General features: G+C 69.5%; 13 protein-coding genes. 2 read left to right on the top strand and 11 right to left on the bottom strand.

What is annotated here, in order from left to right; translation table 11 throughout:
- Window positions 1-104 precede the first annotated feature (104 nt).
- Complete coding sequence (locus GKO32_RS34655; protein ID WP_154761140.1) at window positions 105-695, top strand: hypothetical protein; 591 nt, start codon at window positions 105-107, stop codon at window positions 693-695.
- Here GKO32_RS34655 and GKO32_RS34650 read toward each other — a convergent pair.
- The 4 genes from GKO32_RS34650 to GKO32_RS38240 all read right to left on the bottom strand — a co-directional run bounded on the left by GKO32_RS34650 (window position 631) and on the right by GKO32_RS38240 (window position 6109).
- The gene (locus GKO32_RS34650) at window positions 631-897 is read right to left on the bottom strand and encodes a DUF167 domain-containing protein (RefSeq protein WP_154761139.1); all 267 of its coding nucleotides are present in this window, start codon (window positions 895-897) and stop codon (window positions 631-633) included. The genes GKO32_RS34655 and GKO32_RS34650 overlap by 65 nt on opposite strands.
- Before the next feature lie 6 nt (window positions 898-903).
- A complete protein-coding gene (locus GKO32_RS34645; RefSeq protein WP_312869078.1) occupies window positions 904-2472 on the bottom strand; it encodes a penicillin-binding transpeptidase domain-containing protein in 1569 nt (522 codons plus the stop codon).
- A 48-nt stretch (window positions 2473-2520) separates the two neighbouring features.
- On the bottom strand, window positions 2521-5706 hold the full coding sequence (ileS, locus tag GKO32_RS34640) for an isoleucine--tRNA ligase (RefSeq protein WP_154761138.1): 3186 nt from the start codon (window positions 5704-5706) through the stop codon (window positions 2521-2523).
- A 232-nt stretch (window positions 5707-5938) separates the two neighbouring features.
- On the bottom strand, window positions 5939-6109 hold the full coding sequence (locus tag GKO32_RS38240) for a hypothetical protein (protein WP_166459823.1): 171 nt from the start codon (window positions 6107-6109) through the stop codon (window positions 5939-5941).
- A gap of 154 nt (window positions 6110-6263) precedes the next feature.
- Between GKO32_RS38240 and GKO32_RS34630 the strand changes: the two genes are divergently transcribed.
- The gene (locus GKO32_RS34630) at window positions 6264-7022 is read left to right on the top strand and encodes an ArsR/SmtB family transcription factor (RefSeq protein WP_154761137.1); all 759 of its coding nucleotides are present in this window, start codon (window positions 6264-6266) and stop codon (window positions 7020-7022) included.
- On the opposite strand, the gene GKO32_RS34625 is transcribed toward GKO32_RS34630, so the two are convergent.
- From GKO32_RS34625 to ftsZ, 7 genes are all read right to left on the bottom strand, one after another.
- Window positions 7006-7425, bottom strand: a complete 420-nt coding sequence (locus GKO32_RS34625; RefSeq protein ID WP_312869076.1) for a hypothetical protein — start codon at window positions 7423-7425, stop codon at window positions 7006-7008. The genes GKO32_RS34630 and GKO32_RS34625 overlap by 17 nt on opposite strands.
- A gap of 118 nt (window positions 7426-7543) precedes the next feature.
- Window positions 7544-8374, bottom strand: coding sequence for a DivIVA-like cell division protein Wag31 (wag31, locus tag GKO32_RS34620; protein ID WP_154761135.1), 831 nt, complete (start codon window positions 8372-8374; stop codon window positions 7544-7546).
- Window positions 8375-8429: 55 nt separating this feature from the next.
- Window positions 8430-8714, bottom strand: coding sequence for a YggT family protein (locus tag GKO32_RS34615; protein WP_312869075.1), 285 nt, complete (start codon window positions 8712-8714; stop codon window positions 8430-8432).
- A gap of 177 nt (window positions 8715-8891) precedes the next feature.
- A complete protein-coding gene (locus GKO32_RS34610; RefSeq protein ID WP_154761134.1) occupies window positions 8892-9470 on the bottom strand; it encodes a cell division protein SepF in 579 nt (192 codons plus the stop codon).
- Window positions 9471-9513: 43 nt separating this feature from the next.
- Window positions 9514-10254: a YggS family pyridoxal phosphate-dependent enzyme gene (locus tag GKO32_RS34605; protein ID WP_154761133.1), complete on the bottom strand. Its 741-nt coding sequence runs from the start codon at window positions 10252-10254 to the stop codon at window positions 9514-9516.
- Window positions 10251-10952, bottom strand: coding sequence for a peptidoglycan editing factor PgeF (pgeF, locus tag GKO32_RS34600; RefSeq protein ID WP_312869073.1), 702 nt, complete (start codon window positions 10950-10952; stop codon window positions 10251-10253). The genes GKO32_RS34605 and pgeF overlap by 4 nt, the downstream gene beginning before the upstream one ends.
- A 17-nt stretch (window positions 10953-10969) precedes the next feature.
- Window positions 10970-12259: a cell division protein FtsZ gene (gene ftsZ / locus GKO32_RS34595; RefSeq protein ID WP_154761131.1), complete on the bottom strand. Its 1290-nt coding sequence runs from the start codon at window positions 12257-12259 to the stop codon at window positions 10970-10972.
- Between the last annotated feature and the right edge of the window lie 89 nt (window positions 12260-12348).

The following is a 12348-nucleotide window of genomic DNA, read 5'->3' as shown; positions in this document are numbered from 1 at the left end:
CCCCGTTCCCCAGCCATCCTAAAGAAGGCCCCCGGCACGCATCGCCACCCGCACCCGCCGGGTGAGGCGGGCCACGGGCAAAAAATCCGTGGACCCACCTTGCCGTGTCATCGGATGCTGTGTCGGTGCTCATCTTTTTCCACCCCGTACCCGGCGGCGGTTCCCGCGCCGTGCTGCATCGCGATGATCGCGTCACGCTGGAAATGCGCTCGTACGACCGGAAGTGGCGCGTGCCGCACGATCTGGCGCACGCGGTGACCGAACGCGAGCTCCGGCTGGGCGGCGGCGTGTTCGGCTGCATCGCCGCCGGTGCGCTGTTTTCGTCCGTGCGTGTCCTCGAAGGACGGCAACGCCACGATGCGGCCGCTCTCAGCCGCCAGGTGATCGCCTGCCACGAACGCGAGATCGGGATCGCCGAGGCGCTCACCGGTGCCGTGCACGCCACGGTCGAACACGGCAGGCACAGTGCTTTCCCCGCCGCGCGCGACGCGTGGGCGTCGGTGCGCGAGGAACCCTTTCCCTACACCGAAATGGACCTGCAGCGAGCCACCAGCGCCCTCACCCGGCTGGCCGACGCGTTCACGCACCTGCCGGCCGCCACCGGGCTGCGCTTCGAATGGCCACGCCGGCTCACCGCCGCCGCAGTGCCGACAACACGTCCTCGATCCCAGCCGGGGCGGCGTCGAGTTCGATGACCTTGTCGCGCCCGCGTTCTCCTTGCACCACAACGAGATTCCGGCCGCGGACGCCGAGTTCCTTCGCCAGCACCTTGCGCACCGCCTCGTTCGCCCTGCCGTCGATCGCGGGCGCCCTGACCGACACGATCAGAGCGCCCGCGTGCTCACCACCGACGAAGTCCCGTTTCGCGCCCGGTTTGACGCGAATGGTGAATCGCATCGGGCCTCACAGCCCACGCAGGAACGCCGCCGACGTCGAGACCGCGGGTTTGGAGGAGTTGGCGCCGATCAGCAACACGGAGAACGCGACGTCGTCACGGTAACCGGCGAACCAGCCGTTGGCCTGGCTGCCGTCGCCGAACTGCGCGGTACCGGTCTTGCCGTACACCTTGCCGCTCCCGGCGAGCCCGGTCGCGGTCCCGCCGGTGACGACCTCACGCATCATCGACCGCAGCGCGCCGAGCACCGCACCCGACGGCGCGGCGTAGCCGGTGGTCACCGACGTGCCCCGGTCACGGACCAGTTGCGGGGTAACGGATTTCCCCGCCGCGACGGTCGCGGCCATCAGCGCCAGACCGAATGGGCTGGCCTGCACCTTGCCCTGCCCGATCGCGGATTCGACCTGTTCGGCCGGGTTCGCCGTCGCGGTGACCTTGCCCGCCTCGGTGGTCAGGCCGGGGATGTCGAAGTCGGCGTTGAGCCCGAACTGGCTCGCCGCCTTCGCCAGCGCGTCCGGGGGCAGCTGTGCCGCGAGCTGCGCGAACGTGGTGTTGCAGGAATGCGCGAACGCCGAGTGCAACGGTAACGAGGGAAGCGAGAACTGGTCGTCGTTCGGGATGGTGCGCTGGCCCAGCTGCACGGTGCCGGGGCAGGGCAGCACGGTGTCCGCCGTCGCCGCCCCGGCCTCCAGCACCGCCGCCGCGGTCGCGATCTTGAACGTCGAGCCCGGCGCGTACAACCCGCTCAGCGCGTTACCGGAGGTCACCTGCGCGTTCTGCGCGACGGCCAGAATGTCCCCTGTGGACGGCTGGATCGCGACCAGCATCGCCGGCGCCCCGGCCGCGTCCACCGCGGCCTGCGCGGCGGCCTGTGCCTTGCTGCTCAACGAAATGGCCAGCGTCCTCGGCTGCTCGGCGCCCTCGCTGTAGAGCGTGGTGGCCTTGCCGGCGGCGTCGACGAGCACCACCGACCACGACTTGCCGCTGCCGGTGGCAAGTCGGCCGACGCCCGGCACCACGAGGGGCGCGAAGCCGGGGTCCACGGCTTTCGGGCCGTCCGGCTGCCAGGTCATCAGCGCCTTGCCGTCCCGGTCGATCACGGCGGGCCCACCACCCGCGGCACGGACGGCGAGCCGGTCGCCGGGGCCGAGCTGGGGATGGATCGCGGCCGGGGTGAAGTGCACGCGCCAGCCGGTGTCATCGCGGACGAGCCGCAGCTCGTTGTCGTAGTTCCACACCCGGCCCGCGGCCAGCGTCCACTTCACGTGTATCGCCGCCTTGTCGCCCGTGGCCTGCCTCAACGTGGCGGCAAAGGCGGTCGGCGCCAAGCCGGTCCGAGCGGCCTTGACCGCGGCCGCGGCGGCCGCCGGATCGTCGGTCAGCGCGCCGGCCGTCGTGTCGTCACCCGCGGACCAGGCCGCCAGGTACCGGTTCGCGACGTCGCCGGCGGTCGCCGGCGCGGATGCGGCGGGCGAGCCGCCGGTGCCGCCGCGCAACACCACGAACGCCGCCACGACGATCGCCACGACCGCCACGGCGGCGCCGGCCAGTATCCATCTCTTCACGGTTCGTGACACGATTTCCCCAGCTCCTTCCCGGGGTAGTCGGTCACCAACCGCGATCCGTTACGCCTTGGCCACCTTCACCCGCACCTTGACGCCTTCGCCCACCGTGCCCTCGAGACCGCTCTCGACCCGGCCGTACGAGACAGCTTTCGCGAGGGTCTCGGTGGCGACGAACTTCTCGTGCGCCTTCGCCGCGGCGACGACGTCCTCGGGCGCGTCGACGGTCAGCTCGATCCGGTCGGCCACGTCGAACCCGGCGTCCCGGCGGGCCTGCTGGACGACGCGGATCAGGTCGCGCGCGACGCCTTCCGCCGCCAGTTCCGGCGTCACGTCGGTGTCCAGCAGCACCAGGCCCGAGCCCGCAGGCAATTCGGAAGCGGCAACCGTGTCGTCGACGTCCTTCGCGACCAGGCGCCGCTCGTACTCACCGTCGAGCAGTTCGATCCCGGCGGCGACCAGCGCACCCTCGGGCGAGGTGGTCCACTCCCCCGCCTTCACGGCCTTGATCACCTTCTGCACGTCCTTGCCCAGCCGGGGCCCGGCCGCCCGCGCGTTCACCGCGACCTCGAACCCGCCGTGCGCGGCCACATCGGTGGTCAACTCGACCGCCTTGACGTTCACCTCGTCGGCGATGATGTCGGTGAAATCCGCCAGCGACTCCGCGTCCGGCGCCGCGACGAGCAGCTTCGCCAGCGGCAGCCGCACCCGCAGTTTGTTCGCCTTGCGCAAGGAAAGCGCGGACGAACACACCTGGCGCACCCGGTCCATCGCGCGCACCAGTGCCGGGTCGGCGGGCATCTCGTCGACGAGCGGCCAGTCGCTCAGGTGCACCGAGCGCCCGCCGGTCAGCCCGCGCCACACCGACTCCGTGGTGAGCGGCAGCAACGGCGCCAGCGTCCGGCTCGCCACCTCGAGGACGGTGTGCAACGTGTCGATCGCGTCCCGCTCCCCCGCCCAGAACCGGTCGCGAGACCGTCGCACGTACCAGTTCGTCAGCACCTCGAGGAACTCGCGCGCGCTCTGGCACGCGCCCGCGATGTCACAGATGTCCAAACTGGACTGGACATCCGTGACCAGCTCGTTGGTCTTGGCCAGGATGTACCGGTCCAGCACATGCCGCGAATCGGTGCGCCAGCGCCCTTCGACGCCTTCGGCATTCGCATACAGGGCAAGGAAATAGTACGAATTCCACAAGGGAAGCACGGCCTGGCGCACCGCGTCGCGGATACCCTTGTCGGTGACGATCAGGTTGCCGCCACGCAAGATCGGGCTCGCCATCAGGTACCAGCGCATCGCGTCGGAACCGTCCCGGTCGAACACTTCGTTGACGTCCGGGTAGTTCCGCAGCGATTTCGACATCTTCTGCCCGTCCGAGCCGAGCACGATGCCGTGTGACACGCACATCCGGAACGCGGGCCGGTCGAACAGCGCCGTCGCGAGCACGTGCAGCACATAGAACCAGCCACGTGTCTGGCCGATGTACTCGACGATGAAATCGCTCGGATAGTGGTGTTCGAACCAGTCCGCGTTTTCGAACGGGTAGTGCACCTGGGCGTAGGGCATCGACCCCGAGTCGAACCAGACGTCGAACACTTCGGGGATCCGGCGCATCGTGGAGCGCCCGCTCGGGTCGTCCGGGTTGGGCCGGGTCAGCTCGTCGATGAACGGCCGGTGCAGATCCTGCGGCCGCACCCCGAAATCGTGTTCCAGCTCGTCCAGCGAGCCGTAGACATCGGTGCGCGGGAACTCGGGGTTGTCCGAGATCCACACCGGGATCGGCGTGCCCCAGTAGCGGTTGCGCGACACCGACCAGTCACGCGCGCCCTCCAGCCACTTGCCGAACTGGCCGTCCTTGACGTGCTCGGGATACCAGGTGATCTGCTGGTTCAGCTCGACCATCCGGTCGCGGAACTCGGTGACCTTCACGAACCACGACGACACCGCGCGGTAGATCAGCGGGTTGCGGCAACGCCAGCAGTGCGGGTACGAGTGCTCGTAAGTCTCGTGGCGCAGCAGGATCGCGCCCTGCCTCGCGGCGGAACCGGTGCCGTTCTTGAGGTCCCGGATGATGTTCGGGTTGGCGTCGAACACCTGCTGGCCCGCGTAGTCCGGCACGGTTGCGTCGAACCGGCCCTTCGCGTCCACCGGGGTGACCGGCGTGATCCCGTAGGTGTCGGCGACCGCCTTGTCCTCCTCACCGTAGGCGGGCGCCAGGTGCACGACACCGGTGCCGTTGTCGGTGGTGACGTAGTCCGCCAGGATCATCTGATGCGAGTTCTCGTTGCCCTCGAAGTACGGGAACGGCGGAACGTAACGCAGCCCTTCCAGCGCGCTTCCCTTGTACCGCGCGACAACCGCGGGTTCCTCGCCGAGTTCCTTGGCGTAGGCGGAAACCCGGGCTTCGGCGAGCAAAAAGCGCTTGCCCGGTAAGGTTTCCGGCTCGACCACGACGTAGTCCAGATCGGGGTGCACGGCGGTCGCCTGGTTCGACGGCAGCGTCCACGGGGTGGTGGTCCAGATCAGCACATACGCGTCGTCCAGCTCGTTCCCGTTGCCCGCCAACCGGAAACCGACCGTGACGGCCGGGTCCTGGCGACTCGCGTAGACGTCGTCGTCCATCCGCAGCTCGTGATTGGACAGTGGCGTCTCGTCCCGCCAGCAGTACGGCAGGACGCGGTAGCCCTCGTAGACCAGTCCTTTGTCCCACAGCTGCTTGAACGCCCAGATCACCGATTCCATATAGGACAGATCGAGCGTTTTGTAGTCGTGCTCGAAATCGACCCAGCGCGCCTGGCGGGTGACGTAGTCTTGCCACTCGTCGGTGTAGCGCAGCACGGACTCGCGGCAGGCCTCGTTGAACTTCGCGATGCCCATCTCGTCGATCTGGGACTTGTCGGTGATGCCCAGCTGCCGTTCGGCTTCCAGCTCCGCGGGCAGGCCGTGGGTGTCCCAGCCGAAGCGCCGCTCGACGTGCTTGCCGCGCATCGTCTGATACCGCGGCACGATGTCCTTGACGTACCCGGTCAGCAGGTGACCGTAGTGCGGCAGCCCGTTGGCGAACGGCGGGCCGTCGTAGAAGACGTACTCGTTGTTGCCGTTGACACCCGGGTCGCGCGCGTCGATCGAGGCACGGAAGGTGCGGTCGGACTCCCAGTAGGCCAGCACGTCCTTCTCCAGCGCGGGAAAGGACGGCTGGGACTCGACCTGGCCCGGGGTCTGGCCACCCAGCGCTGCCTTGGGGTACATCGGTGCGCTCCTCGCGGTTTCGTCGCTCTCGTAAGGGATCTGCCGATCCCGCACGGGGACGAGACGCACCGGCCGGCGCGTTCCGCGGTACCACCCCGCTTGCCCGCGCATGCGCGGGCCGCTCGTTCGGCGGCTGTCACGGGCCGCACCCGTCCGGTTCTACTGGGACCGAGGTCCGTTCTTCCGGAGGCTCCCCGGTGATGGCCGGATCGACGCCGTGTTGCGTTCCAGGTTAGCGCACCGTGCGCACGGTAATCGCGACGGCCGCCGCCCACACGGCCGCGCCCACGATTCCCGCGACCGGCAGGCCCGCGGCGGAGGTGCCGAAATGCCCGAACATCGCAGCGAACCCGCGATGGCCACCGCGACGAGCGGGACGTTGAGCCAGAACAGGATCCGCCACCCGGCCGCGCCACCCAGCACCGGCCCGCCGGCGAGCGCGAGCGCCGACACCCCGGCCCACACGCCGAGTGCCCGCGCCTGCTCGCGCCGCCCCGGATAGGCGCTGCGGAAACACTTCCACCGGGGTGGAAGCATGCGCGCGGCATCATGGAGTCATGGCAATCACAGGCGACGCGGATATCGCCCGGACGGCCACACTGTTCGCTGATCCGGCGCGGGTGCGGGTGCTGATGGCGTTGGCGGACGGGCGAGCGCTGGCGGCGTCGGTGCTGGCGAACGAGGCCGGGCTGTCGGCGCAGGGCACGAGCGCGCATCTGGCGAAACTGCGCGACGCGAGCCTGGTCGTGGTGGAACGCTCGGGGTGGCACCGGTTCTACCGTCTCGCCGGTCCGCAGGTCGGCGAGATCCTGGAAACGCTCGCCCAGATCGCGCCGCCGCAGCCGGTGACGTCGTTGAAGAGCGGCACGCGCGCCGAGGCACTCCGGTTCGCGCGCACCTGCTACGACCACCTCGCGGGCCGGCTCGGGGTCGCCGTCACAGCCGCGCTGGTGACCCACGGAGCGCTGGCAACCACCGACGGCGTGCCCGGCACCGAACGGCGGGAGCAGGATCGTCTGTCGGCACCGCTGGCGACGCACCCGTATGTGCTGGGCCCGAAAGCCGGACCAGTGTTCGGCGACCTGGGCGTGGACCTCGACGCGGTCCGGCGACGACGGCGGCCGCTGTTGAAGTTCTGCCTGGACTGGTCCGAACAACGCCACCACCTGGCCGGCGCACTCGGCGCCGAACTCGCGGCCACCTTCGAGCGGCGCGACTGGCTGGAACCGCGCGTTCCCGGCCACCGGGCGGTGCGGCTGACCGATACCGGACGCACGCAGCTACAAGACCGGCTTGACGTCAGGATTCCGAGGTAGCAAGCAACTTCGCATCCGGAGAACAGCGCGCACAGGGGGTGAAGCCCAGGTCCCGTGCGTCCTTGATGGTGATCGGGATCGTGTCGCGCTCGCCGAGCCAGCCGCAGTCCGTCAGGTGATAGCGCGGGTGCTCGTCAACCACGACCACCTCGGCGTCCAGCTTCGCGACGGCCTCGGCGTCTTCCTCGGACGTCGCCTCCACCGCGGGCTCACCGGTCTCATCCGGCTCTTCGACGACCTCGGCCCGCTTCGCCCGGCGGCGGAGGAAGTCCACCACGAGGAGCAGCCCGGCGGCGACCGACAACGCGATCGACACCCAGGCCCACAGCGAGCTCGCCGTGATCAGGGCCGTGACCAGCAGCCCCAGCGCGGCCAGGACCAGGATCAGCACGAAGAACAGCACGCCCAAGACCTATCCGACCGGAAACAGGGTCCGCACAGTACACCACAAAACGGTCCCGGCCCCTCGGGGTTGGGACCGGAACCGCTTCGTGTCAAAACTTCCCAGAAAGCGCTGGTGCTCAGCCGGCCTCGGCGCGGGGGCCGAACGAGTAGCCCTGCCCGCCGCCGGAACCGGAATTGCCTGCGGTCGAAGACGCCGAAGCCGGCGCCGCCGAACCGCGATCGTCCAGCTCACGCAACTGCGACTCGAGGAACCCACGCAGCCGCGTCCGGTACTCACGCTCTATCGTGCGCAGCTCTTCGATCTTCTTGCCGAGCGTGCTCTTCTCGGCGTTCATCGTGTTCATCGTCTCGGTGTACTTGCGCTGTGCCTCGCGCTCCATCGACGTCGCCTTGTCACGCGCCTGGCGCTCCAGGGTCTCGGCCCTGGTCCTGGCGTCGTTCAGCATCGTCTCGGCGCGGGTGCGCGCCTCGTTCACCATCGAGTCCGACTTCGCGCGCGCATCCGAAAGCAACTGCTCGGACTTGGCCCGCGCCTCGGCGAGCATGCCGTCGGACTCGGTCTTGGCCTCGGCGGTCAGCCGGTCGGCCATCTCCTGCGCCAGGCCCAGCACCTTGGCTGCCTGCACATTGGGCTCGCCGGCGTCGGCCATCGAATGGGCCTGGGTTTGCTCCACCGGGGACGGCGGCGGCACCGGGGCCAGCCTCCGCGACGTCTCCTGTGTCGCGCCACCCGCACGGGCGGCATCCAGGTCGCCACGCGCGGTTTCCAGCTCGGCATCGAGCTGCTCGACCTGCTGACGCAGCTCGTTGTTGTCCTCGATCAGCCGGGCCAGCTCGGTCTCCACCAGGTCGAGGAACGCGTCCACCTCGTCCTCGTTGTAGCCCCTCTTGCCGATGGGCGGCTTGCTGAACGCGACGTTATGCACGTCAGCGGGGGTCAACGACATCAGATCACCTCACGCACTCCATGGCCTGCTCCGAACATCCCGGGTCTTCCCCGATTCACCCGGGATACGCCAGTTGCATCAATATGAACACAACCAACAGCAGCACCATAATCGATAAGTCCAGTCCGACGCCGCCAATGCGCACCATCGGGATGATCCGCCTGACCAACCGTACGGGCGGATCGGTCACTGTGTAGATGGTCTCGAGCGTCACCGCAACTCCACCCGCCGGCCGCCACTCACGGGCGAAGGCGCGTACGAGTTCGACCACGACACGCGCTGTGAGCAGCAGCCAGAAGACGAACAGCACGTAGTAGACGACGATCCAGAGCACATCCACGCCCCCACTCTGCCACACCCGGCGAAGGCGCCGAGCACCCGAGACACCCCAGTTGTCCAGGTCTTGTGACCCGGTTGTGATTTATCCAACGGTATCACCCGAATAGAGCAATCTCTCGCTCTCTGTAACCGGACGATCACACCAGCTCCGACACCCACCGGCAATCCGCGACGACCCTCAGTGACGAAGGAAGAGCCCGCCCTCGGCGATCCGGCGGCGGTCCTCGGCGGTCACTTCGACATCCGGTGGGGACAGCAGGAACACCTTGTTCGTGACGCGGTCCATCGAGCCCCGCAACGCGAAGGCGAGACCCGCCGCGAAGTCCACGAGCCGCCGCGCGTCCGCGTTCTCCATCTCGGTCAGGTTGATGATCACCGGCGTGCCCTCGCGGTACGCCTCACCGATCGCCCGCGCCTCGAGGTAGCTCGACGGGTGCAGCGTCGTGATGCGGCTCAGCGGGTCCCGCTGCTGCGGGGCGTGCGCGGATTCCGGCACGGACCGCAGCCGTGCGACCGGCTCCGGCTCCCGGTCCACCGCCAGCGCGCCGTGTACCGACGGCTCGCGGCCGCCGCGCGGGCGGGCCACCGACTCCTCGTCGTAGTCCGCGCGGTACCGTCGGCGAGGCCGGGCCGGCTCCTGCTCGTACTCGTAGGAGTCCTCGGCATAGTCCTCGCCGTCGTAGTCGTAACCGTCGTATTCGTCGTTGTCGGCCGGGATCATGCCGAAGTAGGCCTTCAGCTTGTTCAGCGCGCTCATGCCCTCTCCCTAGCCGCTCCCGCTCCTGATCACCCGGGGATCATCACGCACTTCCGGGTGAGCCGCTTTCCAGCGAGGCTAAACCGCGCCCACCGAGCAACGCGGTTCCGACACGCACACATGTCGAACCGTGCCCGATGGCCTGCTCAAGATCACTACTCATGCCCGCGGACACCTCGGTGGCGCCGGGATGGTCCTTACGCAGGCGTTCCGCCGCCTCCGCCAGGCGGGCGAAAGCCCGGTCCGGGTCACCCCCGAGCGGCGCCACGGCCATCACGCCCCGCAGCCGGAGACCACCCGCGCGGGCGATGTACGCGGCGAGCTCTTCCAGCTCCGGCAGCGGGCAGCCGCCGCGCGCCGGGTCGCCGTCGATGCTCGCCTGCACGAGCACGTCGAGCACCGGCCGGCCCTCGGCCAGCACCGCTTTGTCGAGCGCGCCGGCGAGCCGGATCGAGTCGACAGACTGGACCTCGTCGGCCCAGCGCACGACCGACCGTGCCTTGTTGCGCTGCAACCGCCCGACCATGTGCCAGCGGACTGTCGCATCAGGACGGAACCGGGCCACCTCGGCGACCTTGACGCTCGCCTCCTGATCGCGGTTCTCGGCCAGGTCGGTCAACCCGAGATCGGTGAGCAGCGCGGCGTCACCGGCCGGAAAGGTCTTCGTGACGGCGAGCAGCCGGACCTCCTCGCGGGCACGCCCGGCCGCGTCGCAGGCCGCCTGAACCCTCGCTTCGACACGTTGGACCGCCTGCGCCAGCTGTGCCTTGCGTTCCTCGCTCATTCCGCTTCAGTCCAGGTCAGCGCGGCGATGCGGCCGGTCGTCCCGTCACGGCGGTAGCTGAAGAGGCTCTTGTCCTCGAACGTACAGCGGGGGTCCACGCCGATCTTGCCGACGCCCGCGTCCGCGAGTTGCTGCCACAACCCCGCCCGCAGGTCCAGACCCGGCGTGCCCTTGCGGGTTTTCGTTGCACTGCCTGGTAAATGCCGCTCGACGTCCCGCGCCATGTCGGCGGGGACCTCATAGTCCTGACCACAGATCGCCGGGCCGAGCAGCACCTCGACACGGGCCAGGTCCGCGCCGGCTTGCCGCATCGCGTCCAAGGTCGCCGGGAGTACCCCGACACGGGCGCCCACCCGGCCCGCGTGCACCGCGGCGACGACACCGGCCTCGGCATCCCCCAGCAGAACCGGCACGCAGTCCGCGACGAGCACCGCGACCGCGACGCCGGGGGTGGCGGTCACGAGCGCGTCCGTGGCTTCGGCCGGAGTCTCCTCGGTGCCGTCGACGACCGTGACGGTCCGCCCGTGCACCTGCTCCATCCACGCGATCTTGGTCAGCCCGAGTTCGGTGGCCAGCCGTTTCCGGTTCGCCGCAACCGCCGCCGGGTCGTCCCCGACGCGATCACCGAGGTTGAAGGAGTCGAATTCGCCCGTCGAGGCCCCACCGGCCCGGGTCGTCACCACCCGTCTGATGCGCACCCCACCAGCTTCCCACGTCAGCGGCGCATGAAGGGCGGCACGTCGACTTCGTCGTCCGAGGGGTCGTCGGTGACCGGGACGGCGCGGCCGGGCAGGCTGCCCTGACCGCTGCGCGGCGCAGGATAGCTGCGCGGCGCACCACCGCCGGGCTGCGGCAACGACGGTGACTGCGGCTGCGACTGGTAGCCGGGCGCCGGTGAGGTGCGGGGCTGGGAAACGGGCGGCGGGTACGCGCCGGAGGCCGGCGGCGGCTGCGTCGCCGACGGCGGCGGAGTCCGCACCTGGCCCGCTTCCGCCGACACGGTCGGGCCGGACGAGCGCGATCCGACGGCGGGCGGCTCGAGTTTCTTGTGCGTCGGGGCGCCGGCGTCGAACCCGGCGGCGATCACCGTGACCCGGACCTCGTCGCCGAGCGAGTCGTCGATGATCGTCCCGAAGATGATGTTGGCTTCCGGGTGCGCCGACTCCTGGACGAGCGAGGCGGCCTCGTTGATCTCGAACAGCCCGAGGTCCGAACCACCCGCGATGGACAGCAGCGCGCCGTGCGCACCCTCCATCGAGGCTTCCAGCAGCGGCGAGTTGATCGCCTTCTCCGCGGCCTGCACGGCGCGTCCTTCGCCGCGGGCCGAGCCGATGCCCATCAGCGCGCTGCCCGCGCCCGACATGACGGACTTGACGTCGGCGAAGTCCAGGTTGATCAGACCGGGCGTGGTGATCAGGTCGGTGATGCCCTGGACACCGGAGAGCAGCACCTCGTCGGCCGAGCGGAACGCGTCCATCAGGGACACGCCGATGTCACCGAGCTGCAGCAGCCGGTCGTTGGGGATCACGATCAGGGTGTCGCACTCGTTGCGCAGCGCCTGGATGCCGTCTTCGGCCTGCTTGCCGCGCCGTTTGCCCTCGAAGGTGAACGGGCGGGTGACCACGCCGATGGTCAGCGCGCCGAGCTTGCGCGCGATCGAGGCCACGACGGGCGCGCCGCCCGTGCCGGTGCCACCGCCCTCGCCCGCGGTCACGAACACCATGTCCGCGCCCTTGAGGACTTCCTCGATCTCCTCGCGGTGGTCCTCGGCCGCCTTGTGCCCCACTTCGGGGTTGGCGCCCGCGCCGAGACCGCGGGTGAGCTCGCGCCCGATGTCGAGCTTGACATCGGCGTCGGACATCAGCAGTGCCTGCGCGTCGGTGTTCACCGCGATGAACTCGACACCCTTGAGGCCGACCTCGATCATGCGGTTCACGGCGTTGACACCGCCACCGCCGATGCCGACGACCTTGATCACCGCGAGGTAGTTGTGCGGGGGCGTCATCGGGTCCGCCTTCCTGATCGTGAGTACTGTGCCGATAGTTACCAAGCCGACCACAGCCACGGCAATCGGCCCACGTGGTCGGTTGCCGG

This window comes from Amycolatopsis pithecellobii (assembly GCF_009707865.1).
Taxonomy (GTDB): Bacteria; Actinomycetota; Actinomycetes; order Mycobacteriales; family Pseudonocardiaceae; genus Amycolatopsis_E; species Amycolatopsis_E pithecellobii.
The sequence above is the reverse complement of the archived record's forward strand: the minus strand, read 5'-3'. Positions and strand labels throughout refer to the sequence as shown.